We start from the raw sequence: 26,140 nt of genomic DNA, 5'->3' as shown, positions 1-26,140 counted from the left end.
ATTTTGTAATATATTTTAGCGAACGAATAATCACCTTATATCAAAAATGAGCAACCCAACGATCACATTAATCGTAGCTGCGTCGGAAAACAATGCCATCGGAATCGACAATCAGATGCCTTGGCATTTACCCAACGACTTTAAATATTTTAAGAGAAATACCGTTGAGCACTCTGTCCTAATGGGCAGAAAGACTTTTGAGGCCATAGGCAAAGCATTACCAGACAGAAGGAATATTGTCATTACACGTAATGCGAATTTCCAGGGAGAAGACATTGATGTTGCCAACAGCATCCAAGAGGCACTCTTGTATTGCCGGGATGAACGTGAGGTATTCATCATTGGTGGCGCAAACATTTATCAGCAAGCGTTACCCTTGGCAAATAAAGTGCTTCTGACGCGCGTACATACAACTATCAAAGGTGACGCTTTCTTTCCTGAATTACCGTCAGAAGAATGGGAATTAGTTTCCTCAGATTCGCATCAGGCCGATGACAAACATGCATTTGCTTATACCTTTGAAGTTTATACGCGAAAATAATTCCATGTTTACGACTAGCAAAACGCAATAGGATCATGGAGCTTTTTGCTTCATGATCCTATCACCATTAAAAGCTATAGAAGAGCTTAATCGACAAGACTAAACAGGCGCGACACTTTGATCTAAAGCACATGCAAAAATACCTCACCCTAATTCTTACTCTATTCATGTCAGATCTATACGCTCAGAAGATAGATACTGTTTACCTGGAAAAATTACTCCAAAGTCATCCCGATCTATTTCAAAACATATTAAGTCATCCGACGAAAAATGAAGTACAAATTCTGTATACACAGATTGATCGTGACAAATCCAATAAGCCACATTTCAGGTCCTATAGCTATCGACTGAATCCGAACTGGTATTTTTATCCCGCAAGTACAGTGAAGTTGCCGACAGCAATTCTGGCTTTGGAAAAAATCAATGACCTGCATATTGCCGGTCTCAGCAAAGATACCCCACTACGCATCGATTCTGCTTTTGAAAAGCAGACTAAGGTTCTTGTGGACGAATCCGCAGCCAATGGCCTTCCATCTGTTGCTCAATATGTTAAAAAGATCTTATTAACCAGCGACAACGATGCCCAAAACAGGCTTTTCGAATTTATTGGCCGTGCAGAACTGAATGCGAAACTAAAAAAATACGGCACTAATTACAGCCGCATTGTCAACCGTCTTGCTATTGGCGACAAAGGCATATGGGCCAAACATACTAACCCCGTCACCTTTTATAAGGGGAAGGATATTATCTATAAACAAGAAGCACAGTTCGATCCCAAGGATTATACCATCAAGCTGTCCAATACGCTTCAGGGGAAAGGTTACATGAACGATAAAGATGAACTTGTTCATGAACCCTGGAGTTTTGAAGGATTAAATGTATACGCTTTGCAAGATCAACAGCTGATATTGAAGAAGCTGTTATTTCCCGAAGCATTTCAGCCTCAAGAAAGATTCAATCTGAAAAAAGATGACTACGCGCTCCTCTATGATTATATGTCGCGCTACCCCTTTGAATCGGATTTTCCAAAATATGATCCAGCAGAATTCTGGCCAACGTATAGCAAGCTCCTTTTTTATGGCCGTGAAAAAAATGCGATCTTAAATCCCAACATCCGGATCTTCAACAAGTATGGAGATTCCTATGGCTATAATATTGATAATGCCTATATCGTCGACTTTGAACATGGCGTGGAATTTATGCTCGCCGTTGTTGTACAGTCCAATGAAAATGGCATCTACAACGATGGACGCTATGAATATGAAACAGTAACCTATCCTTTTTTAAAAAATATCGGCCAGGTAATTTATCAGGAGGAGCTGAAAAGAGTTAAAAAGTTTAAACCCGATCTATCGAAATTTGATTTCAGAAAATAAAACACAAAAAAGGCTCTCAGAAAATTGAAAGCCTTTTTTGCGCATCGTCATCGTGGCGTATTTTTATCCCCCTTGGCTAGAAGGCTGCTTATGCGAATGATCAGCGGGCTGTGGCTGGGAAATGCAGTATATCATCATCGGAATGTATGCTTATCCGCGCTCCAGCCATATAGTCCCTGCCTCAAGTCTTACTGAGATAGAACAAAACTATTTCGATTGTAGAGCCGTTTCGATCAACTCCCCGTAAAAATCCCCCTCCTTCATTCCAAAAGCCCGTACCTGCTGCGGAATAAAGCTTTGTGGAGTCTGCCCCGGAATGGTATTAATTTCGATAAAATAAAATTTATCGGTATCGTTTTCTAAAAAGAAGTCCACCCGAACCATACCCTTACAGTTCAATCTCACATAAATTTCCCTTAAAATACGTGCAGCGCGCTCCTGCTCTTCCGTAGTCAGGTATGCTGGTGTAATCTCTTCGGTCAATCCAGGTACATACTTGGCTTCATAATCAAAAAATTCACGTGTAGTACGAACTTCGGTAGCCGGCAAAACAACGAGTTCGCCTTTTGAATTCCTAAAAATTCCCTCGGAAAATTCGCGTCCAGTCACAAATTCTTCAACAATAACCTGTTTCCCGGTATTCTCTGCATCAAAAGCTTTATCAATCGCTTCCTGCAGTTGTGCCGATTCCTTTACTTTGGTCATTCCGATACTACTTCCACCGGCATTAGGTTTCACAAAATACGGCAGCGAAAGATTGCTTTCGACGATTTTAACCGCTTCAGGGCGTTGCGATTCAAACAATAAGACCGATTTTGCCAAATGCAACTCGGGAATATCCGATAAGATCGCTTTTGTATACCCTTTATTCATAGTCAATGCCGAAGTCAAGGCATCACATGAGGTATATGGAATATCTAATAAATCAAAATAGCTCTGAAGTCTTCCATCTTCTCCGGGCACACCATGCACCATAATAAATGCTAAGTCAAAGCTTAAGGTATCTCCGTTCAATGGAAGTGTAAAATCTGCTTTTGAAATCGGATGCCGCTTACCGTCCAAATCTTCATAGTACCATGCTTCTTTGGTCACTGTAATCAAATATATATCGTATTTGTCGTGATCAAGTTGAGAATTGACAAAGGCAGAACTTTTAAAAGAAACTTCAGCTTCTCCTGTATAACCTCCAGTTATTAATGCTATTTTTGCTTTCATAAATTTTAGCGATTCGAATAGCAAATATAATTTGCTATACACGGAAAAACGAATAATTTTGTGAGGAATAATTTTATTTAATCATTCTGCAAACTTGGCTTTAATATTGCGGTTCTATGCAGAATTAATTTTTATCAAAACAGAGAAATGTCCAAAGTCGTACAATATCTTCAGACCCCTACTTTTAGGAAAAATCTTATTGCCGCTTTTATCGCGATAGTATGTCTATTCCTTTTCGTTTATGTTGGACTGAAAATATATACCAAACATGATGAATCTATAGCCGTTCCTAAAGTGAAAGGCCTTCATATCAGTGCTGCCATCCAGGCGCTGGAAGACGCGGGGCTGGAATATCAAATTGACTCCGTCTACCAGATGGACGCCAAACCAGGAATGGTCATCGAGCAGGATCCCGAACAAGGATTTCATGTAAAATCGGGGCGGACTATTTATTTGACCATTATCACACAAGTTGCACCTGAAGTTGCCTTTCCGAATATAAAGGATAAAACATTGATCGAAGCAACGGCTATTTTGAAAAACCATAACCTTAGAATCGGAGACACTTCTTATGTCGCCGATATCGCTAGGGACATCGTATTGGATGCTCAATTTGCTGGACAATCAATCCGTAACGGGCGCATGATTCCTAAGGGTTCACGTATAGATCTAGTTTTGGGAAATGGACTCGGTGCTAATGAAGTGGAAATACCCAACTTAATTGGTCTTCCATTAAACGAAGCGAAGTTTGCCCTATCTGGAGCTGGTCTAGGCCTAGGCACAGTGACTTATGATCCCAATGTAACGGATACAGCCACCGCAGTAATCAGTGTACAATCACCAGGAATAGAAAAAGGCTTAACCAGCTTAGGGGCTAAAATAGACATAACGCTCTCATTGACGGCACCAACAACAACTACAGGTGCTCCAGCTGGAGGTACGCCAACTCCTAAACCACAGGCAAACCAAACACAGGTTACTCCGCCAGCAGCAAAAGCTCCGGTTCAGTCTAAGCCCGTTGCTCCAGCGAAAAGTACCACAACAAATACGCCAGCAGCTAAATCGACAACAACAAATCCAACTGCAGGGCAGAAAAAAGAAAAAGAAAGTAAAGGGAATAGTCTTGGCTTTTAAGTGTATTGACTTAAAAATGAAGCTGCATGGCATAATCTCCATTATGATGGATTAGCGTTTGTTGCAGATTCAGGAATTGTATAAAATATAAAGATGAAACCGATCCATATCTGGGCGATTTCATCAACCATTGACCGCTAAAGGCTTTATGAATGCCCTTAATAGCGAACAACAAATGAATAAAAAATTTTAGCATGGAAAATAAAAAAGGAATACCAAGTTGGTTAAAAATCATTGCCCTGATCGTTATCGTTGTCGGAGGTTATTTTGCTTGGACATTTTATAAAGCATTTTATGCTTCCAATGTATCGGGAGAGAAAAAATACCTGTACATACACGAGGGCGAAAAATATGAAGATGTATTGAAATCAATCAAGGATTCAAATCTTGTGGATGACATCGCTTCCTTTGAGCGTGCCGCACAATATAAAAAATATGAGCAAAGTGTAAAACCCGGACGTTATCTGTTAAACCCTGGTATGAACAATAGACGCTTAGTTGGCAATTTGATTGGTGGCTACCAAGAACCTGTAAAATTCAGATTTTCCAATGTGCGACTGAAAGAGAATATGGCCGCACTCCTTGGTAAAAGTTTTGAGGCAGATTCTGCAGAATTTATCGCGGTACTAAATGATGAGGCTACAGCACAGAAATATGGATTTACAAAAGAAAATCTGATTGCTATATTTATCCCCAATACCTACGAAATTTATTGGAACACCAATCCCGAAAAAGTAATTGCTCGTTTTGATGATGAATGGAAAAAGTTTTGGAATGCAGATCGCACTGCAAAAGCAAAAGCACTTAACCTGACACCGCAACAAGTCAGTACATTGGCTTCTATTGTCAAAGGTGAAGCCTTACACCAGGATGAAATGCCCATGATCGCCGGATTATATTTAAACCGCCTCAAAAAAGGCATGTTATTGCAAGCTGATCCTACCGTGATCTTTGCCAACAACGACTTTACCATTAGAAGGGTATTGAATAAGCACCTTAGAACAGACAATCCTTACAATACTTACATCTATAGGGGCTTGCCTCCAGGTCCTATTTCAATTCCAAGTATTGCTGCAATTGATGCGGTCTTAAACTTTAAGCAACATGATTATATTTACATGTGTGCTAAAGATGATTTTTCGGGCTATCATAATTTTGCAAAAACAGAGGCTGAGCATTTGATCAATGCACGTAAATTTCAACAGGCATTGGACGCCAGAAATATTAAAAAATAATGTTTGTATTTGACCATCAGATTCGTGTCCGCTATGCAGAAACAGACCAAATGGGGTATGTTTATTATGGAAATTATGCTGCATTTTACGAAATAGCGCGGACTGAAATGCTGCGGAGCACGGGGATATCGTATAAGGAGCTGGAAGAAATGGGGGTCATGCTCCCCGTTACGGAGATGAAAACAAAATACCTAAAACCGGGCAAATACGATGATTTGATCACGATACGGGTAACAATCCGCCAGAAACCTGCCGTCCGTATTATTTTTGAATATGAACTGTTCAATGAAAGCGGAGAACTACTCAACCAGGGCGAGACAACTTTGGTCTTTGTCAACATGGAAAAAAATAGACCTTGTATGCCGCCACAGGTTTTCTTGGATAAGATGAGTAACTATTTTAATTGATATGGGGAAAATCCACCAATGGCTATTAAATATTGAACCTTATTTTAGATTAATCGAATGGAGTAAACGTGTCGTACTACCTGGCTTTGGCTCGCTACCACTCTATACTGTGGCCGTATTTTTCTTTCAGGAGCTATCGAGAGATTCCATTGTCAGCAAGGCTTCTTCCCTTTCCTATAGCTTTTTATTGGCCATTTTTCCGGGTATCATTTTTTTATTTACATTGATCCCTTATATTCCGATCAATAATTTTCAGGAACAGTTGCTGGACTTTCTGGCCGTGGTTATTCCCAAAAATGCTTTTCTGGTTGTTGAAACGACTTTGGAGGATATTATTAAAAACCAAAATGGTGGATTACTTTCTTTCGGTTTTTTATTTGCGGCCTATTTTGCAACCAATGGTATGGCCTCTCTGATGAATGCCTTCAATAAGGCTTCCCTCATGACGGAAAGAAGGCCATGGGTCAGAAAACGTTTGCTTGCCTTAGCCTTGGCTTTCCTAATTATTTTTGCGTTAACAGTTGGGATGACAATATTTACCCTAGCTGGCATTACCATAGACTACCTCAAGGAAACAACAGGTATAAAGTCGAGCTTCTGGGCCATTCTACTTAAAGTAGCCCGATGGTTGATAATATTTGCTATTTACTTTTTCACGGTAAGCTGTATTTACAAATTTGGTCCTTCCAACTCCAATAAATGGAAACTCTTCAGTCCCGGAGCTTCTATGGCTACCATTTTAGCAATATTGACGTTTTCCATATTTACCTTTTATATCAATCATTTTGGTGCATATAACAAACTCTATGGATCCATTGGGACACTGATCGTCATTATGCTCTGGATTTACCTGAATACGCTTATTTTATTATTGGGCTATGAGCTTAATGCAGCAATAGCGCTGTCTAAACAAACCATTGTTATTGCCAAACCACGCATTTTCAACTCTTTTAAGAGAGACGAATAGGTGTATAAAATTATTTAAAGCTTCATTTACCCCGTCAGGTTGGCAACAAATGAACGGTAGAAGACGCTAAACGAGCGTTCGAACAGGCAGCTTTACATGTCTAAAGCAAAAGGCCTGTATAACTGAAAGTCTTTCAATAAAATAAGAAAAATAAAATTTTGCATTTAAAGTTTTTTTGTACCTTTGCAACTCCTACAAAGTAGGAAAAAGGAGAAAATTAATTAATGGCAAAAAAACAAGAAGCAGAAAAAGAATTAGCAGCGAAAAACGCAGAGCTACAAGGTGCTGACACTAAAGTAGTGAAAGACACTGAAAAAATTGAATCAGAAGCTGATTCAAACTTAATCGACGAAATCAAATCAAACACTTGGATCACACCAGAAGGTGAATTTGACTGGGATGCAAATGATAAAGGTTTCGGAAATTATAGCGAAGCTGAACGCGCTAAACTTGAAGCACAATACGCAGATACTTTCAACCAAGTTAACCAAGGTGAAATTATTGAAGGTACTGTAGTTTCTATCAACAACAAAGACGTAGTCTTAAATGTTGGTTTCAAATCTGACGGTTTAGTTTCTTTATCAGAATTCCGTGACTTACCAGAATTACAAGTTGGTGACAAAGTTGACGTATTCGTTGAATCTCAAGAAGATGCTAACGGTCAATTAGTACTTTCTCGCAAACGTGCTAAAACTCAAAAATCTTGGGAAGCTATCAATGAGGCATTGGAAAATGATGCAATCATTACTGGTTTCGTTAAGAGCCGTACTAAAGGTGGTCTTATCGTTGATATCAAAGGTGTTGAGGCATTCTTACCTGGATCTCAAATCGATATCAAACCTATCCGTGACTACGATGTATACGTAGGTAAAACAATGGAATTCAAAGTTGTGAAAATCAACCACGAATTCAAAAACGTTGTCGTATCACACAAAGTATTAATTGAAAACGATTTAGAAAACCAAAAATCTGAAATCGTTGCTAAATTAGAAAAAGGTCAAGTATTAGAAGGAACAGTTAAAAATATCACTGATTTCGGTGTGTTCATCGATTTAGGTGGTGTTGACGGTTTATTGCATATCACAGACATCTCTTGGGGTCGTATCGAGCATCCAAAAGAAGTTTTATCGTTAGATCAAACAATCAACGTTGTTGTATTAGACTTTGATGACGAGAAAAAACGTATCGCTTTAGGCTTGAAACAATTATCTGAGCATCCTTGGGAATCTTTAGATACTGCATTAGAAGTTGGTTCTAAAGTTAAAGGTAAAATCGTAACAGTTGCTGATTACGGTGCTTTCTTAGAAATCATCCCTGGTGTTGAAGGTTTGATCCACGTTTCTGAAATGTCCTGGTCACAAAACTTACGTTCTCCACAAGAGTTCTTGAAAGTTGGTGATGAGATCGAAGCGCAAATCTTAACGTTAGATCGCGATGAGCGTAAAATGAGCTTAGGTATCAAACAATTGACTCCAGATCCTTGGAAAAATATCACTGAGCGTTACCCTGTAGGTTCTAAACAAACAGCTGTTGTTAAAAACATGACTAACTTCGGTGTATTTGTTGAATTGGAAGAAGGTATCGATGGTTTGATCCACATCTCTGATTTATCTTGGTCTAAAAAAATCAACCACCCTAACGAATTCACTAAAGTTGGTGAAACATTAGACGTAGTTGTTTTAGAATTGGATGAAGAAAACCGTAAATTATCTTTAGGTCACAAACAATTGGAAGAAAACCCTTGGGATACTTTCGAAACGATCTTTACTGAAGGTTCTATCCACGAAGGTACTGTGATCAAAGTTGGTGACAAAGGTGATATCGTAGCTTTACAATATGGTGTTGAAGGTTTCTGTCCTTCTAAACACTCTGTTAAAGAAGACGGTTCTTCATTGAAAGTTGATGAAGTTACTTCATTCAAAATCATCGAGTTCAACAAAGAGAACAAACGTTTGGTAATTTCTCACTCTCGTATCTGGGAAGAAGAGAAAGAAGAAGCTCGCAAAGAAGAGTCTAACAGCCGTAAAAAAGACGCTAAAGCTGAGTCTTCAGCTGTGAAAAAAGTAAAAGATTCTGTTGAGAAATCTACTTTAGGCGACTTAGACGTATTAGCTCAATTGAAAGAGCAAATGGAAAATGATAAAAACGCTAAGTAATTAGCAATTTCAATCCATAAAAAGCGGCTGTTCCAAAAGAACAGCCGCTTTGCTTTTATAGGGATGCTTTTGTAATTTTGTAGCAATAAACTTTATTGTTATGTCATTCAAATCAGCCTTAATCAACCCCACCGAACTTATGGAATCATTGGGACAGCATACAGACATTGTCCTCCTTGATTGCACCATCGACAAAGTTGGCCAATCCATCAAGGACGCCAAGTTCGAAGTACTACCCCATTCTCAATTTTTTGACATCGAAGGGAAACTTTCGGATTCTACTTCTAAATTACCACATACCCTTGTATCGGCAGAAGTATTCGAACGGGAAATGCAACGCCTAGGAATCAATCAGGATAGTACCGTCGTGTTATATGACAGATGGGGTGTTTATTCAAGCCCAAGGGCATGGTGGATGTTTAAGGTCATGGGTTTTGAACAGGTATTTATTCTAAATGGTGGCGTCCCCGCTTGGAAAAAAAGTAAATTACCGCTCGTAGACCAGTATGCAGCTGCTGTAAAACCCGGTAACTTTAAAGCCCAATTTCAAGCCAACCATTATGCTGACAAAGAATATATCTTAACACATTATCGGGATGCTCAAGTGAATATTTTTGACGCCAGAAGTAAAGGTCGATTTAGTGGTTTAGTCGCTGAACCTCGAAAAGGCCTTCATGGTGGACATATCCCCCATTCCAAAAACCTCCCTTTCGAAGAATTACTTGATGGAATCGTTTATAAACCCCTTGGTGAACTGAAACAGCAATTTGATCATCATAATGCTACCGGAAATGAATATGTATTCTCCTGTGGATCGGGTATCACGGCCTCAATCTTAGCATTTGCTTCTCATCTTGTTGGTCACGAGCAAATCCGCGTATACGATGGCTCTTGGTCAGAATGGGGTCGCGAAGAGCTCAATCTACCCATCGAAAAATAGTTTAAAACAAGGTATTCCAAGAGTAGAGATTATCCTCCAAGCGGATTTTTTCCGCATCCAGGAGATCGCGGATAATCTCTATTCTTTTCTTTTCTGTACCTATCGTCAAACTAGCCACCAAATCGTGAATGTTTTTAGCGCCAGCGAGCAAACTACTTTTGATTTCTGCTTTTATATCTGCGCGCTGCTTTTTCTGATGATTACGGATCAGACACAAATCGCATACTTCACAGAACCCCGCATTTTTTTCTCCAAAATATAACAACAGCGACTGACTGCGGCAATTGCTACGTTCAATATAACCGATCATGCCATTGACTTCTTCTTCTTTCACCTGATGGCGATCGCGAATAAAAATATGATCGATATGCAGGTGTTTGTAATCGACGCGGTTCTGCAAAAAGGTCAATTGTGGCGCATCTGTAGAAGGCAGATAACTCGCTATTTCCAATGACTCTAACGACTTCAATAGCTCGACAACACGATCATAAGGCAGACCCAACTTACGTGCAAATTCGTATTCATTAATGAGGATATAGTTTTCAAATACACCACCATAGCTGCGTAAAATAGCCTTAATGAGCTTATCATATTTTACATACTGCACCTGAACTTTATACAATTCGGCGCTATCAATTTCAAATTTAAACCGTGAGGGGATTGTGACAGCTTCGGACAAAACCAACCAAGTGTCCCGCTCCAGAAACTTCAGCGCATTCATAACAGGAACCAATGGCAGCTGATATTTTTTGGCAAAAGCAACAACATCAAAATCTACAGTCACTCCTTCTCCAGCACCATAGGGAATCTGAAAATGATTACACAGGTAATGATAGGTCTGTTGAATAAATGGAATATCAGGGAAGCTAGCTTGCAAATTATCGACAAGCTTCTGCTCATCTGTCTTTTGATAAAGAATAACGGGATAGGCCTTCTTGCCATCTCTTCCTGCCCTACCGGCTTCTTGATAATAGGCCTCCAGTGAATCGGGCAAATCGAGGTGAATCACAAAACGCACGTCAGGTTTATCAATTCCCATCCCAAACGCATTGGTAGCTACAATAACGCGAACAACATTTGTCATCCACCCTTGCTGTTTCTGATCCCGTTCCTGCCCCGAAAGTCCGGCATGGTAATAATCTGCCGAAATGCCGTTATTGACCAAAATACGGGCTATCTCCTGCGTTTCTCGCCGGTTTCTGACATAGACAATACCGGATCCACCCAACTTATGTATAATCCGGACCATACGTCCCATCTTATCCTCTTCTTCAATGGCCATATACGCCAAATTGTCCCGGAGAAAGCTTTTGACAAATACATTTTCTTTCGGAAAGCTCAGTTTCTGTTGTATATCGCTGATGACACGCTCCGTTGCGGTCGCTGTAAGGGCTAGAAAAGGCACCTTGGGATGCAGTTCCCGTAATTTAGCAAGTTCTAAATAGGGCGGTCTAAAATCATATCCCCATTGAGAAATACAATGTGCTTCGTCTATCGCAAATAGATTTACATTCATAAATCGTATGCGCTCCCTTACTACATCATTGTACAATCTTTCAGGAGAAAGATAGAGAAATTTTATTTGCCCATAGACGCAATTATCCAAGGTAATATCCACCTCCCTCTTCCGCATTCCAGCATATATTGCGACCGCCTGAATTCCATTTTTTTTCAAATGTTCAACCTGGTCTTTCATCAATGCGATAAGCGGTGTAACGACAATACAAATCCCTTCTCGCATCAAGGCAGGTACTTGAAAACAGATCGACTTCCCTCCGCCAGTTGGCAACAAAGCCAAAGTATCTTTACCTGAAATGACCGATTGAATAATTTCTTCCTGCAGGGGTCTAAATGAATCGAATCCCCAGTATTGCCTTAAGATTGATATACTATCTTGCGTCATAAATTCTCCTTATCCCAAACATACGCAAAATTATCTTTCATGAGATAATTCTGTATCCCCAAACTATCTAACGTACGTTGCATATGCTTGGATTTTTCCTGTGAATTGGATCCATCCAGTATAACAAGTTTTGGTCTAATTTGCCTCAATAATCGGGGTAAACCATTTAATAAATTTTTCCTAACGATAACGAGGTCAGCATATGGCATAGTTTCTACGGCATGGCACAGAATAGCGATTTTACCCAAGGGGAGCGTAACAAGATAGTTTTTACGCTCCTGGCCATGCAAAGCCACAAACTGAACTTCTTCTTTCGTCAATAATTGAATTTCTCTTCCACATGCATATTGCAAGCCCCGGGCTTGCAAAGAATCAAATGTGCTGTAAACGATACCGCGCCCACCTTTGAAATAACCGATCGTCAACTCTTGTTTCGTATTATAGACCCGAAATCGTTCTGCATCTTTATTTTCTAAGCGTTTTTGCACAGTGATCAATAGCATTCCAATTGCACAGCATCCCCCTAACCAAACGTATTTTTTATCTTTCCACTGAAAAGCATATAAACAAGAAAACAGTGCAAAATAGGTCAAAAATAGGAGCTCAAGCCCCATAGGATCAACTTTTATTGTTGAAAAAGCCCAACGGTCAATACATTTCAAACCGTATAAGATGAAAGCAATGAGATGCTCCAAGAGCAAACCCATTAAATCGTTAATCCCCTCCATTGGATTAATTGTCATGATAAAACCGAGATACATCGCTAGGGTTGAAGGAAAATCGACTAATAAGTTGGCTACCAGAAAATAAGTTGGGAATTGCCCAAAATAATAAAGACTCAGTGGTGTTGTCAGTATTTGCGCAGCAACAGAAACAGCCAATGTATCTCTCAAAAGCCGCAATATCGGTCTTTTGACCGGAAGGAATGCTTCGACAAGCGGCGAGCATATCGTCATACCCAAAACAGCTAAAAAGGACAGCTGAAAACCCACATCAGCAACCGCCCTTGGAACGACCAGCAGAATCAACACTGCGGCAATAATAAGCGAATTGAGCGTTGAAAAGCCTCGTTTAAAATGCTGTGCACAGAGTACAAAACTAATCATAATAGCCGCCCGCGTAATAGGCGGATCAAGTCCTGCAATAAAAGCATATATCCAGATCATACTCCATAACAAAATTAGTGGCAACCATCTGAGATAGGAAGGCCAGGCAATTCGTTTGAAAATAAGGGATAAAAATCCGAATAAAACAGCAACATGCATTCCGGATACACTTAACACATGTATCGTTCCCGTATTGGTGAAGGCCTGTATGCTTTCGGCACTGATATCGCTCCGGGAACCATATAATAAAGCTGACACAATAGCAAAGTTCTCATCCCCTTTAATATGGGGTCGAAGCTTGAGCAAAAAATATCTTCTCATTTGTAAAGCGAGCGCAATCAACGAAAAAGTCGTTGTTTCTTGCCGGCTGATCAGCTTGTACTGACCAGAGACTGCGAAAAGTTCATGGTAGACATACTGCCTTTTCAAATACGCCCTATAATCAAACTCCATTGGATTGAATGGCGGAGCTATTTCCCGGGGCTGACCTTTTAACCACAATAGGTCACCAAACTGCAGCGTATTCTTCTGGCTGGATTTTAGGGATAACATGAGTCTACCTGTCGTTTCTATAAATTCACCTTTTTGGTAAGCCCCTATTACCTCTGTAGAAAAACGAATGATACCACGCTTCACTTTGGGCTCTTCAATAATTTTGACCACATAACGATCTGTCATTATATGGGAGAAATGACCGATTGCAACCAAAGGGTCCTCGCGCCAAAATTGGAAGATCCCAAATAATACAATAGATACATAATACCCGCAGGTATACCCGTATTTGCGAATTGTACCTTTAAAAAAATAACTAATTATCGTTAACAGAGTCATCACAACCAATACCTGCTGTATAAATTGAAAAATAGGGCGCGAAATCGGTATTTTAGGGACGAAAAGAAGTGTCGCAATATATAAGATAGCTATCTTAAGAATAGGCAGCCGCTCTAATCTTTGTGTAAAACTTAGCTCTTTCATAACTGCCACCGCAACTGTACCTTAACCTCGGATTTTCTATTGCCCTCAATTTGGTCTAATCCAGTCCCGATATGCTCTCGTCCCGGATAATAATAGACAGCATATTTGGCCCATACCTGAAGATGGCGACTTAATCGATACTGTAGGTTGAAATACATTCTCCATCCCCTTGTATTGTACATTCCAAACCCAGAGGCATATAATACGTCTCGCTCATAAGCATAGATCCGATTGTCATAACTTGCCGCATCGAAATACGCAATCCGCATATTCGACTGCAATTTTCCAGTGGTAGACTTCCAAAGTATATCCTGATAATACATATATCCGAAACCATTTTCCTGATACTCTTTTTGGAATAAATTGGCTTCTACCCGGGAGCGAATAGTCCATATTGAACTTAGGCGGTATTGAAATTCTATCCTGAACTGCTGTTTGCCGGTATTCACAAGCCCATGCTCGGTTTGCCCCTCTCCCTGGTAGTTCACTTGTTTCAATCGGTTGCGATAGCGCAACGAAAGTTGGCCTTTTTTGTACCACATGTAACTCAGCTGGCTAAAGAAATCGGCGCCTGTAGATAGCGTATCAGCCTGATACTTTGCTCCTGGAAAACGAAATACATCAGCATAATTCGACCAGAGCAATTTTCTTCCCAGTTGATAGGTAAGTCCCAAATAAGCACCCTGTTCGTTGGAGCTGTTATCCGATTCACCAAATCCTTGTCCATAAAAAGTATGAAAATTCTTCTTGTAGTCCCGAAGCAATATAACCGATGATAAACGTGGATGTAAACTTATGATAGCTCCTGTCAATAATGCTGAACCGCCATCGATACTATTGGCATATTCACCAAATAAATACGTATTTCGAATCGTATAGTTTACATATAAACTTATATTTCGGAGCAAATCACCTTCAAAGTCCGCCTCTTGCCGTATAGCATTGCCTTTTGTTTTAAAGGCATTCAATTGAGTCTGATTGAAATGAATACCCATTTTGATCCGTTTATAGCGCCACAATAGATTCAGTCCATAGGCTAGTTGAGATGCGGCATGACGGTATTGCTGTTCAGTTGCTGTCCGATGCAGTCCGGTACTCGCGATTGTTGAAATCGTAGCAGGAGAAGCGATACGGTTAACTTTTCCATCAATGGATCGATAGGAGATATAGGGTGTAACCTCAAATTGACCGATCTGTAGTGTCCCGGCAATGCCCCGCATAAAATTTGCCTCATTTAAGGAAGTATATGACTTTACTCCAATCCCTTGTCTTGCTGTATGCTGTACCAATCCCCCTTTTCCAAAATTCAAACCGTTCCACATACTGAGCCCTTGTCCGAATTGTAAAGCATAGTCGCCGATTACGATATTCCTGAAACGGCCAAAATTCTTTATCGATACACTTAGGCTATAGAAATCAAATCCCATTTTTTGTTTATCCCTAAAAAAGGGCTCTCCGGCATCTTTCTCCATATTGACCGCTAATTGAACCACAGCGTTCAATTGGGCTCTATACCTAAAAGCATAGCGATTGGCATCGCCGAGATAATGGGATTTCGTCGTATCGACAATACGGTACCCTTTTGCTTTTTCGAGTGTCCGGGCATATCGTACCGTAAATTCCTGTTTAAAATTTCTCGATTTCAGGGTTTCAAGAGGAGATCCGGGGCCTACCCTCACAAAAGGTAACAGTAAACTGATTACACGCTCATTAAATCCTTCAATAGACTGTAGTTCAAGCACGTCAATAAAATTTCCTGAAATGGTCCTATGCTCCAGTAGACGCTCGATCAATAAAGGGTCCAAAAACTGTAATTCTGTGAGTTCTCTTCCATCCGTTTTGTTGAGATCGATCGGGTGTTTGAGATAATGATACCACTTTTCAGTGAATTCACTCAAATCAGCATCTGCTGCGAGCTCATCCGATAAGCTTTCAAATAAATCTTGGAGATCGATTTTTTCATTTGTTTGCGCCAAACAGGTTATTCCAATAAAACAACCTATAAAGAGCAAAATTTTGCTACAATATTTCATAATAGGTTTTAATTAATATTGGCTAAATGCTAGGCGATGAACCCTTTATCCCGGCAGAAAAACGATTCACTCCTATGAAATTAGGAAATATAAAAGAATAAAAAAAGCCTGATGAAAAAATTTCATCAGGCTTTTTCTATTCTTTTATGATCAGATCAATTAAATATCAATTTTCGCATAACGTGCATTTTTCTCGATAAATTCACGACGCGGGGCAACTTCGTCACCCATCAACATCGAGAAGATACGGTCACATTCAGCTGCATTTTCAATTGTCACCTGTCTTAAGGTACGCGTTTCAGGATTCATGGTTGTATCCCATAACTGCTCAGCATTCATCTCTCCAAGACCTTTATAACGTTGTACGTGTACACTATCTTCTTTACCTGATCCTTTCAAACGTTGAATCGCATTGATACGTTGGTCTTCATTCCAAGCGTACTCATGCTCTTTCCCTTTTTTCACCAAGTATAGCGGCGGTGTAGCGATATATACATATCCTCTTTCGATCAATTCCTTCATGTATCTGAAATAGAATGTCAGGATCAAAGTTGTAATGTGGGACCCATCCACATCGGCATCGGTCATGATGATGATGCGGTGATAACGTAACTTTTCAAGATTCAGCGCCTTAGCATCTTCGGCTGTACCCACACTGACGCCCAAAGCTGTAAACATGTTTTTGATCTCCTCATTTTCGTAGATCTTATGTTCCATTGCTTTTTCGACGTTCAGGATCTTACCACGTAAAGGCATGATCGCCTGATGTTTTCTATCACGACCAGACTTGGCAGTACCACCAGCAGAATCCCCCTCGACAAAATAGATCTCACATTTTGTAGGATCATTGTCTTGGCAATCGGCCAATTTACCAGGAAGTCCGGAGCCTCCCATAACGGTTTTACGTTGTACCAAATCACGGGCTTTACGTGCAGCAGCACGTGCTTGAGCCGCAATGACAACCTTTTGAACGATAGATTTTGCCTCACGTGGATTCTCTTCCAGATAAACGCCTAAGATCTCACCTACGGCAACATCTACAGCCCCCATGACTTCAGAGTTACCTAATTTTGTTTTGGTTTGCCCTTCGAATTGAGGTTCTGCAACCTTCACTGAAATTACTGCTGTCAATCCCTCACGGAAGTCATCACCTGTAATTTCTACTTTTAAGTTCTTAAGCAAGCCTGACTTGTCCGCATACGCTTTCAAGGTACGAGTCAAACCACGACGGAAACCTGCAACATGTGAGCCACCTTCAATTGTATTGATGTTATTCACATAAGAATGGACATTCTCCGAATAGGTATCGTTATACTGTAAAGCCAGTTCAACAGGGATACCTTGTTTTACGCCTTCAACATAAATTGGTTCTGGAATCAACGACTGACGGTTACCATCCAAAAACTTCACAAACTCTTTCAGACCGCCCTCTGAATAGAATGTCTCTTTCTTTTCAGAACCGTCTTCATTTGCTTCACGCTCATCATTCAACGTCAAACTCACACCTTTATTTAAAAAGGCAAGTTCACGAAGACGATTGGCCAATGTATCGTAATTATAAACCGTTGTCTGCGTGAAAATCGTCGCATCTGGATGGAATGTTACAATAGTACCCGTCTTATCCGAAACACCAACTTCCTTCACATCATATAAGGGTTTACCTATTTGGTATTCTTGCTGGAAAATCTTTCCATCGCGATGAACCTCGGCCTTCAAAAGAGTAGACAGCGCATTCACACAGGAAACACCGACACCGTGCAGGCCACCAGAAACCTTGTATGTATCTTTATCAAATTTACCTCCGGCGTGCAATACGGTCATTACAAGCTCTAGAGCTGATTTATTCTCTTTTTTGTTGATGCCTGTAGGGATACCACGACCGTTATCCCGGACAGAAATCGAATTATCTTTATGGATAGTAACGAAGATATCTGTACAATATCCCGCTACAGCTTCATCGATTGAATTGTCAACTACCTCGTATACCAAATGGTGCAATCCTTTTACACCGGTGTCACCAATATACATGGATGGACGCTTACGAACCGCCTCTAAACCCTCTAATACCTGAATATTATCGGCCGAATAGGTGGATGCATTTTTATTTTCTTCGCTCATTGAAAACCTCTTAAATGTAATATTCAAAAATACGAAATTTTGGCCGATTTATCAAGTCCATAAGGAAGTATTGAGCCTATATTCCGAATTATAATACCAGGGATAATTTTACTTTTTTATTACTAAAAACTAGAATTTCGATTTTTTTATGTTAGGTTTGTTTTCAGTAATAATTTGCAAATAACAAAAAAATGAACACTATATTTTCAATTGTATCGAAAGTTTCCTTTGGCCTTTTATTGGTTGGAACTATTGCATCATGTAACCAAGGTGCAAAAACAGCAAACGAACCTGCAAAAAATGATTCCAATACGGTAAGCAAGGAGAGCCAGGGAAGTAACAAAGATAAAATCGTCTATTTAAATTCGGATTCACTTTCTGAAAAATATCAATATTTTAAAGACATTAAATCAAAGCTTGAAAACAAAGTAAAGAAAGCACAAACAGATCTGCAATCCAAAAGTACTGCGTTCCAACGGGAAGTTGCCGAATATCAAAAAAATGCCGCTACAATGTCTGCTCCTGATAGACAAGCTACGGAACAAAAACTGGCACGTAAACAAGATGAGCTTGCACGTTTAGACCAAACAGCTTCTTCTTCCATTGCAAAAGACGAGTCTGAAGAATTCAACAATGTCTATAATAAAATTACTGAATTCCTGAAAAAGCATGCTGCAGAAAATGGCTACAAGTTGGTGCTGACTTATTCGAAGACCAACCCAACTGTATTGTATGCCGACCCATCTTTGGAAATCACGAATGAGGTAATCAAACAGTTGAACGAAGAATATAAATCTTCAAACAAATAGAAGATCATCACAATTAAGGAAAGCCATCGACTAAGTTGATGGCTTTTTTTATTTTCTTTCTTATCTTGTCCTTACTAAAATTAGATTTATGGTCAGAACGATTGTTGAAAAAGAAATCGCAAACTACGAATGGATAGATATAGCTGAGCCAACTTCAGAAGACTTCGCCTTCATCAAAGAGCGCTTCAATTTGAATGAAGCTTCGATCAAGGATTCCAAAGAACCAGAACATCTACCTAAAATTGAAGAATTTGAGAATTATACTTTTGTCATTCTTCGTGTCATGTCGGACAATTTCAAAGAAAATTCAGACAGTATCGGAGAAATCACCGATCGCCTGACCATCTTCTATGGAAGTGATTTTGTGATTACGGTACACAAACGTCGCATCGAGTTTTTAGAAAAACTTAAAAATATTGAATTCACGTCCATCAAGACAAAAAATAGCCGTAAACTGGCTGTATTTATCACGACTGCAGCTGTATTTACCTTTAGCCAAACGTTAGAGCAACTTTCCACACGAATCGATGCTTACGAAGAATTGATATTCCTCAAACGCATGAAACAACAGCCGATACTGAAAAATCTTTATTTTATCAAAAGGCAGATTGATGTTGCGCGAAAGGTCATCTTTCTCTACAGGGAGGTCGTCGAGCATTTTCATTCTTCGTCAAAAAAAGATGTCTATACCCGGGATTTAAAAGATCTGCAGGTCCGGACATCAACCTTGTACGAAAACTTATCAGAAAATGTAGCTCAACTGCTTAATGTGTATTTCAACATCTCATCTAATCACACCAATGAGATTATGCGTATCCTGACAATTTTCTCCGTATTTTTTATGCCCATCACTTTTGTGGCAGGAATTTATGGAATGAATTTCAAAAATATGCCCGAACTTGAATGGTACTATGGATATCCAGTAGCCATGGGGATCATGGTGGCCATATCCCTTGCCATTTATCTGTGGTTCAAAAGAAAAGGTTGGCTATGATAAGCCAACCTTTTTCTTTGCCGTAGTAACCAAAAAATCTTTAAGATAGAATGGCTCGAAATAAGCAACATCCTCAAACTCTTTCCGCTGAAATTTATCAAAGGCCAACGTCGACAGAAAAGCCGCGGAATCATCAAATCCGCTCAATACATTGACTCGATCCGTTGCGTTGAACAAATCTTCAAATTTATCGGCACCCGAACCAAATAAATGGACACGATTGTAGTTCAGCAATAATTCATTGAAATAATCGAAATCGATAATTTCTGCTGATGTTGCTTTCACCAATGCAGCATTATGGTCATAAACAGCCGTATACACTTCCATACGACGGGCATCGATCATGGGAAGATAAGCATCACCTGCTGTTAAACCAAATTGCTCCTTATACCCTAGAAACAAAGCTTCTAACGTATTAATAGCGATTAAAGGTATATCTAACGCATAACAGAGACCTTTGGCCGTAGATACCCCTATACGTAAACCTGTATAAGAGCCAGGTCCCATGCTCACCGCCACAGCACTTAAATCCTGTATCGTTCGGTTAGTCTGTTTAAGGACTTCGGCGATCAAAATAGTCAATTTAGCTGCATGAGCATTAGGTTCATCGAGATCGAGAACCTGTAACGTTTGACCATTTTCACTCAAAGCAACCGAGCAAATCGTGGTTGAAGTATCAATTTGTAAAATTAAATTATTCATCGTCATTATAGAAATCAAGGTACAGGATCATGCCCGTGGCCGCCCCAGGGATTGCAACGTGCAATTCGTTTCAAAGCCATCCACCCACCTTTGAAAGGACCATATTTCAGAATCGCTTCCTTACCGTACTGAGAACAGGTAGGTGTATATCTACAATTAGCGCCTAAAAACGGTGAGATAAAAACTTGGTAGAAACGAATAATAGCCAAGAAAATAAAACTAAACAAGGGTCTAATCCCCTTTTTCCAAATAAACTTCAGCACATTCATCCTGCAATTTTTTCAGCATTTTATTCATTGCGGTGCTAAACACATCATACGCTAAGATCTGCTTGCCTACATATTGAATAGCTAGATACAAAGTTACATTATGTTTCAACAAAAACGGAATCAAATCATTCGATTTTTGTAAACGGTAACTCTCACGCATCATTCGTTTAATCGAATTGCGATCAACTGCTCTTTTGAACCTACGTTTGGATACGGAAATAATAGACTGACTGGAGGGAATATCGTCAGCCTCATTGTTTTTCTCGAAGATAAAAACAATTCTAAATGGATACAAGACAAAAGAAGAACCGCTTTTAAAAAGCGTATCAATACGCCTTTTCGCACATAACCGTTCTTCTTTTGTAAATGTATTTTTCATACGATGACTTAATCTTATTAGAAAAAGCTCTTATAAGCGGCCACCGATCCTTGTCAAAGATTAACCTTTGTGACGGTATTCGTCAGACACTGTAAGACGTTTTCTACCTTTAGCTCTACGTGAAGCTAATACTCTTCTACCGTTTGCAGAGCTCATGCGCTCTCTAAAACCGTGTTTGTTTCTTCTTTTTCTTTGCGATGGCTGAAATGTTCTTTTCATGACGCTATTATGCTAATTTGTTCTTACTTCAATTAATACAAAACTCCCCAAGAGGAATGCAAAAGTAAAGTTTATTTTAGACAAAAACAAACAATATTACGAACATTTAAAGTTAATGTAAAACGGATAAGCTAATTTATTCAGCTACAGCTTCAAAAAACAATTTTTCAACTACCGTAAAATAAAAATCAGCACAGTTTGACTGTGCTGATTTTTATAAATGAAGTATAAACCCTGCCCTATTTATTTTTCAGAATATCTCTGATCTCAGTCAAAAGCGTTTCTTCTTTTGTCGGTGCTGCAGGGGCCGCCGGAGCTGCTTCCTCTTTACGTTTCAACGAATTTAAAGCCTTAATAACACAAAAAATACAGAATGCTACAATTAAAAATTGAATAACCACATTAATAAAGTTTCCATAATTAATAGATACTTCAGCTTGTTTAGTCGCTTCATCAGCAGCTTTCAAAATCAATTTTTTGGATGAAAAATCAACACCCCCAGTTAAATAACCAATGGGTGGCATGATAATATCATCAACCAATGAGGTAACAATTTTACCAAAAGCTCCACCAATGACAACACCGACAGCTAGATCTACTACGCTGCCACGCATTGCAAACTCTTTAAACTCTTTTAAAAATCCCATATTTAAATTTTTTAGTCCATGAATTATGACAAAACTAATAATTGTCACATAAATCTAATTAAAATATGCTAATTTTTTATCGTTAAACTCATATTGTGCTATATTTTCTAACCCATGTCCTATTTTATAAAAAAGACATGTACGCCGCACCCCACTAATTTTTATTAACTTTAATTTCTTATATTTGCCCGTTAACTAGTAAAATATCAAGATATATTGTATATTGTTAGTACTTTATTTCATACAGTAATTAAAGCCCAGCATCAGATAGCATATCTATGAAAAAGATTCTTATAGCAGACGACCACGGCATTGTACGATTAGGAGCCTCCGTTATTATTAAAGAAACTCTTCAAAAAGCAGAAATATTCCAAGCTGAAACCTTTGACGAGGTTCTTGAAAAAATAAAGGTAGAGGATTTCGACCTATTATTATTGGACATTAATATGCCGGGAGGAAATAATATACGTGTCGTTGAGGAAATCCTTCAAATTCGGCCAAGCATTAAAATTTTGATTTTCTCATCTTATGACGAATCACTTTATGCTTTACGTTATATCGAAGCCGGAGCAGTAGGCTACCTAAACAAAACAACAGCTATGGCTGAACTTTCCAATGCTATTTTGGCTATTCAGGATAGAGGAAAGTATATGTCGAGCAACGTACAGGACCTATACATTCAGAAATTGACGCAGAGTAAGTCTGAGCTGACAAAACTAAATCCGTTGGCACGTTTGTCAAATAGAGAGGTGGACGTTGCTAAACAATTGATAAAGGGACTGGGGATTATTGAAGTATCTAGCTTGTTGGACTTAAGCCCTTCAACAGTGAGCACGTATAAAAGCAGAATCTTTGAAAAACTCAATGTTTCTAATATTCCTGAACTTATCGAACTGTTCAGAATACACTCCAACAACTAGTCATTTTGTTGGAGTGTATTTTTATCATACTAAATTAACTCATCCATCGTAACAACAGGAACATCTTTTACGTTCAGATCTTTTAAAGGTTGAGATTTCTTATAAGAATACCCCACCTCTGCTTCTAAATCCCATAGCATCGGTGCCAAAAAGTTAAGACAGGTTGTAAAACCTTGAACCGTTGCAGAAAAATCACCCGTGTCTTTCGAGTTTTTAGCTTCATTTTCGATCTCAAAGGGACCACTGAAACCACGCTCTTGCAATAAGTCAACAAACCCGCGCCAATCCATACTGTCAGATCCGCCAAAGCCTGGCAACATAGCTTCGTAATGATGTCTATCCCAGTCGTGGCCCGGTATACTTACATTCGCTTTTTTAGCCAATTCGGCGTCAACATGCTGCATGGGATACATCCCGCCCCAATCAATACGTGCAGCAGTCTGTAGATTACGCGTAGTCTTCACATGTATACGTTGTAAGCGCGTGATGTCCGTATTACGAATAACGTCTATTGGGTTTGTATTTTGCCAGACATCATGTGAAGGATCATAGATCTCACCATGAGCCTTACTTGGTATCATCGCATACATTAATTTACGAGCAGCAAGCACTGCTGGAAGATTGTTATAGGTAGAGCTATAACGTGATGAGCGCCATCCTTCCATTGGGCAGTTCTCATAAAGGATCGTTACACCTAAACTCTCTGCATAATTAACAATGGGCGCAAATACACGCTTGTATTCTTCAAGATTTTTCTGAAATCCATCAATTTGATTGCCCAATTCATGATTGTAGCCCACAAATGTCCCTACCTTAACGTTATTTGCATCACCTCCCAGCAAATGTGCAATACGGATCAATTTCAATAAATGATTTTGATTCTTCACTCGTTGCTCAGGATCTCCGCCAATCATATTTTCAAAAGCACCAAGCGAAAGTTTTAAATCAGCCTGATTGAACAGCTCAATGATTTCCCTCGCTTTTGCAGGAGTAAAATCATCATAATCCAAATGCGTTGCGGTATGATCTTCACGGGTACCATCTTTTCTAAACACACAAAGGTCTATCCCCCCTGCTCCGATTCTTTTGGTCGTCTGAATCAACTCTGGTAAGGATAATTTATCAAATGCAGAACTCATTACCCATACAGGGTTATTTAATTTTGTCGTCATAGCTTGTATAATTGTCTTATTTCGGTATTTAAAGATACTAAAAAAGCCATCCGATTGGATGGCTTTTTGTTATTTTATGGTGAATCAATTAGTCTACATTATCATGTAGGAAAGAATTGTTCGGTCTAATTTCAGTATTTCCGTCTTCAAAGGAAAGTGTAAAACGAGACACCTGAGATTGTGAAGAATGCGGTGTATCTTCCAATGACATTTGTTTCCGCTTATAAGCAGGCTCGTTTTCCAACTCATGTAGACCATTAGAAGATTTTAGTTTCATGCTCAATTCTTTAAGACGCAAGATGCGTTCTTTTGTACGAACCAGCTGATCTTCAAACGAAACTTGCTCTTCTTCTACCTGAGGGACTTCTACTTGCTCATTTGTTGTACTTGATGAAAATGTAGGTTTTTCCTCATATCCTGACGCAGAAGGAGCTGTGTAAGAATCAAACACTGTTGGCATCTGGAATTGAAACACTGACGGTGAGGTTTTCAACTGAAAATCACTATCTCCAAATGAAGTTTCCTCTTCATAACCACCATCAAAACCCAAATCATGACGTATTACTTGTGGTTCCTCAACAGCTACCTGTTGTTGTACCGCATTTCTGGGAGAAGTGAACAAGTCAGATTGCAAATTATTTGGAGTAGAAGTATTTGTAGAAGGTGCTGGTGTATCCACACGTTGAACCGGAGTTACGAAACTATTCGTAGCTGGAACTTCTCTTGGTGCTACCTGAGAAACAGGTTTGATAAAAGAATTAGCCGGTTCAGCAGTTAAGGGCATAGACACCTTTGTATTTTCACGTTCTTTATCACGTTCTTCAGATGTTTGAAAACCAGTGGCAATAATTGTTACTGACAATTCGTCTTCAAAATTCTCATCAATACAGTTACCCCAGATCAAATCTGCTGACAAACCAGCTTTTTCCTGAATGTAATCCGTAATGATCGCAACTTCATCCATAGTTACTTCTTTCGTTCCAGAAGTAATATTCAATAAAATATAGCGAGCACCTTCAATCTCATTGTCTTTCAACAATGGAGAAGCTAAGGCACCTTCCACTGCACGTAATGCACGATCTTCACCTTCGGCAACAGCATTTCCCATTATGGCAACACCACTATCGTTCATAACAGTGCGAACATCTTTAAAATCGACGTTTACATAACCAGGGATAGTTATTATTTCGGCGATACCTTTTGCCGCGGTAGTCAATATATCATCTGCTTTTGCAAAAGCCGCAGTCATCGTCAAATTACCAAAGATCTCACGAAGGCGGTCATTTGAGATCACAAGATAAGAGTCTACATATTTACGTAATTCCGAAAGTCCTTCCTCCGCTTGTGAACGACGGCGTTTACCTTCAAACGTAAAGGGCGTAGTTACAATCGCAACAGTTAAAATACCCAATTCTTTGGCAGCTTTCGCCAATACTGGACTAGCACCGGTACCAGTACCACCGCCCATACCAGCTGTAATAAACAACATCTTGGTATTGGTACCCAACATACGTTTGATATCTTCAATACTTTCGATCGCTGAATTTTCACCTACATCAGGATCTGCTCCTGCTCCCATTCCTTCGGTCAGACTTATCCCCAATTGAACTTTATTTGGGATCGGGCTCAATTCCAATGCTTGCGCATCAGTATTACACACGATAAAATCTACCCCACTAATTCCTTGTTTATACATGTGGTTTACGGCATTGCCGCCACCACCACCAACCCCAATAACCTTGATTATTGAAGATTGTTCTTTTAACATTTCAAACTGTATTGACATAACTTATCCCTATTTAACTTACAATGAAGATGATATCAAAACGAATCAAACCCACTATATGTAATGTAATAATAATATAATTTCAACAAAAGTTTTCCACATTTGTTAAATTGTGGAAAACTTCAACTATTGTGGAA

23 protein-coding genes are annotated in these 26,140 nt (G+C 39.4%); 11 read left to right on the top strand and 12 right to left on the bottom strand.

Annotated elements, in window-relative coordinates:
- Positions 1-46 precede the first annotated feature (46 nt).
- A complete protein-coding gene (locus B3600_RS06665) occupies positions 47-541 on the top strand; it encodes a dihydrofolate reductase (RefSeq protein WP_115049706.1) in 495 nt (164 codons plus the stop codon).
- A 167-nt stretch (positions 542-708) separates the two neighbouring features.
- Positions 709-1,917 carry a serine hydrolase gene (locus B3600_RS06660; RefSeq protein ID WP_286752459.1) on the top strand — a complete coding sequence of 403 codons (1,209 nt, stop codon included), beginning with the start codon at positions 709-711 and terminating at the stop codon, positions 1,915-1,917.
- A gap of 207 nt (positions 1,918-2,124) precedes the next feature.
- Here B3600_RS06660 and B3600_RS06655 read toward each other — a convergent pair whose 3' ends face one another.
- Complete coding sequence (locus tag B3600_RS06655) at positions 2,125-3,132, bottom strand: D-alanine--D-alanine ligase family protein (protein WP_286752458.1); 1,008 nt, start codon at positions 3,130-3,132, stop codon at positions 2,125-2,127.
- Positions 3,133-3,279: 147 nt separating this feature from the next.
- On the opposite strand from B3600_RS06655, the gene B3600_RS06650 reads away from it, so the two are divergent.
- The 6 genes from B3600_RS06650 to B3600_RS06625 all read left to right on the top strand — a co-directional run bounded on the left by B3600_RS06650 (position 3,280) and on the right by B3600_RS06625 (position 9,971).
- Complete coding sequence (locus B3600_RS06650) at positions 3,280-4,266, top strand: PASTA domain-containing protein (protein ID WP_070565008.1); 987 nt, start codon at positions 3,280-3,282, stop codon at positions 4,264-4,266.
- Positions 4,267-4,460: 194 nt separating this feature from the next.
- Positions 4,461-5,501: an endolytic transglycosylase MltG gene (gene mltG / locus B3600_RS06645; RefSeq protein WP_112373644.1), complete on the top strand. Its 1,041-nt coding sequence runs from the start codon at positions 4,461-4,463 to the stop codon at positions 5,499-5,501.
- Positions 5,501-5,908, top strand: coding sequence for an acyl-CoA thioesterase (locus B3600_RS06640; RefSeq protein ID WP_070564999.1), 408 nt, complete (start codon positions 5,501-5,503; stop codon positions 5,906-5,908). The genes mltG and B3600_RS06640 overlap by 1 nt, the downstream gene beginning before the upstream one ends.
- A 1-nt stretch (position 5,909) precedes the next feature.
- A complete protein-coding gene (locus B3600_RS06635; protein WP_070564997.1) occupies positions 5,910-6,875 on the top strand; it encodes a YihY/virulence factor BrkB family protein in 966 nt (321 codons plus the stop codon).
- A gap of 224 nt (positions 6,876-7,099) precedes the next feature.
- Complete coding sequence (gene rpsA / locus B3600_RS06630) at positions 7,100-9,031, top strand: 30S ribosomal protein S1 (protein WP_070564994.1); 1,932 nt, start codon at positions 7,100-7,102, stop codon at positions 9,029-9,031.
- Between the two features lie 100 nt (positions 9,032-9,131).
- Positions 9,132-9,971 (top strand): sulfurtransferase, encoded by an 840-nt coding sequence (locus tag B3600_RS06625; protein WP_286752457.1) that lies wholly within the window; start codon positions 9,132-9,134, stop codon positions 9,969-9,971.
- Between the two features lies 1 nt (position 9,972).
- Here B3600_RS06625 and B3600_RS06620 read toward each other — a convergent pair whose 3' ends face one another.
- The 4 genes from B3600_RS06620 to gyrB all read right to left on the bottom strand — a co-directional run bounded on the left by B3600_RS06620 (position 9,973) and on the right by gyrB (position 18,106).
- On the bottom strand, positions 9,973-11,874 hold the full coding sequence (locus tag B3600_RS06620; protein WP_112373646.1) for a RecQ family ATP-dependent DNA helicase: 1,902 nt from the start codon (positions 11,872-11,874) through the stop codon (positions 9,973-9,975).
- Complete coding sequence (locus B3600_RS06615; RefSeq protein ID WP_286752456.1) at positions 11,871-13,955, bottom strand: ComEC/Rec2 family competence protein; 2,085 nt, start codon at positions 13,953-13,955, stop codon at positions 11,871-11,873. Before B3600_RS06615 ends, B3600_RS06620 begins: the two co-directional genes overlap by 4 nt.
- A complete protein-coding gene (locus B3600_RS06610) occupies positions 13,952-15,988 on the bottom strand; it encodes a ComEA family DNA-binding protein (protein ID WP_286752455.1) in 2,037 nt (678 codons plus the stop codon). Before B3600_RS06610 ends, B3600_RS06615 begins: the two co-directional genes overlap by 4 nt.
- 159 nt (positions 15,989-16,147) lie before the next feature.
- Complete coding sequence (gyrB, locus tag B3600_RS06605) at positions 16,148-18,106, bottom strand: DNA topoisomerase (ATP-hydrolyzing) subunit B (RefSeq protein ID WP_070564980.1); 1,959 nt, start codon at positions 18,104-18,106, stop codon at positions 16,148-16,150.
- A 191-nt stretch (positions 18,107-18,297) separates the two neighbouring features.
- Here gyrB and B3600_RS06600 point away from each other — a divergent pair, with 191 nt between their 5' ends.
- Both B3600_RS06600 and B3600_RS06595 read left to right on the top strand, forming a co-directional pair.
- Positions 18,298-18,915, top strand: coding sequence for an OmpH family outer membrane protein (locus tag B3600_RS06600; protein ID WP_046673981.1), 618 nt, complete (start codon positions 18,298-18,300; stop codon positions 18,913-18,915).
- Between the two features lie 88 nt (positions 18,916-19,003).
- Positions 19,004-19,909: a CorA family divalent cation transporter gene (locus B3600_RS06595; protein WP_046673980.1), complete on the top strand. Its 906-nt coding sequence runs from the start codon at positions 19,004-19,006 to the stop codon at positions 19,907-19,909.
- On the opposite strand, the gene tsaB is transcribed toward B3600_RS06595, so the two are convergent.
- From tsaB to mscL, 5 genes are all read right to left on the bottom strand, one after another.
- Positions 19,904-20,611 carry a tRNA (adenosine(37)-N6)-threonylcarbamoyltransferase complex dimerization subunit type 1 TsaB gene (gene tsaB / locus B3600_RS06590; protein ID WP_286752454.1) on the bottom strand — a complete coding sequence of 236 codons (708 nt, stop codon included), beginning with the start codon at positions 20,609-20,611 and terminating at the stop codon, positions 19,904-19,906. The genes B3600_RS06595 and tsaB overlap by 6 nt on opposite strands.
- A gap of 14 nt (positions 20,612-20,625) precedes the next feature.
- A complete protein-coding gene (yidD, locus tag B3600_RS06585) occupies positions 20,626-20,880 on the bottom strand; it encodes a membrane protein insertion efficiency factor YidD (RefSeq protein WP_083295891.1) in 255 nt (84 codons plus the stop codon).
- Positions 20,843-21,259, bottom strand: a complete 417-nt coding sequence (locus B3600_RS06580; protein WP_070564971.1) for a ribonuclease P protein component — start codon at positions 21,257-21,259, stop codon at positions 20,843-20,845. The genes yidD and B3600_RS06580 overlap by 38 nt, the downstream gene beginning before the upstream one ends.
- Before the next feature lie 60 nt (positions 21,260-21,319).
- The gene (gene rpmH, locus B3600_RS06575; RefSeq protein ID WP_075991291.1) at positions 21,320-21,478 is read right to left on the bottom strand and encodes a 50S ribosomal protein L34; all 159 of its coding nucleotides are present in this window, start codon (positions 21,476-21,478) and stop codon (positions 21,320-21,322) included.
- A 239-nt stretch (positions 21,479-21,717) separates the two neighbouring features.
- Positions 21,718-22,125: a large-conductance mechanosensitive channel protein MscL gene (mscL, locus tag B3600_RS06570; RefSeq protein ID WP_046673978.1), complete on the bottom strand. Its 408-nt coding sequence runs from the start codon at positions 22,123-22,125 to the stop codon at positions 21,718-21,720.
- 278 nt (positions 22,126-22,403) lie between these two features.
- Here mscL and B3600_RS06565 point away from each other — a divergent pair, with 278 nt between their 5' ends.
- A complete protein-coding gene (locus B3600_RS06565) occupies positions 22,404-23,045 on the top strand; it encodes a response regulator transcription factor (RefSeq protein ID WP_070564968.1) in 642 nt (213 codons plus the stop codon).
- A 29-nt stretch (positions 23,046-23,074) separates the two neighbouring features.
- Here B3600_RS06565 and B3600_RS06560 read toward each other — a convergent pair whose 3' ends face one another.
- Entirely contained in the window at positions 23,075-24,217 is a 1,143-nt protein-coding gene (locus B3600_RS06560; RefSeq protein ID WP_070564965.1) for a sugar phosphate isomerase/epimerase family protein, read from the bottom strand.
- 88 nt (positions 24,218-24,305) lie between these two features.
- On the bottom strand, positions 24,306-26,003 hold the full coding sequence (gene ftsZ, locus B3600_RS06555; RefSeq protein WP_046673976.1) for a cell division protein FtsZ: 1,698 nt from the start codon (positions 26,001-26,003) through the stop codon (positions 24,306-24,308).
- Between the last annotated feature and the right edge of the window lie 137 nt (positions 26,004-26,140).

The organism is Sphingobacterium sp. UBA2480 (assembly GCF_002341965.1).
Classification (GTDB): domain Bacteria; phylum Bacteroidota; class Bacteroidia; order Sphingobacteriales; family Sphingobacteriaceae; genus Sphingobacterium; species Sphingobacterium multivorum.
Note: the sequence above shows the minus strand (reverse complement) of the source record. Positions and strands in the feature narration are given on the sequence as shown.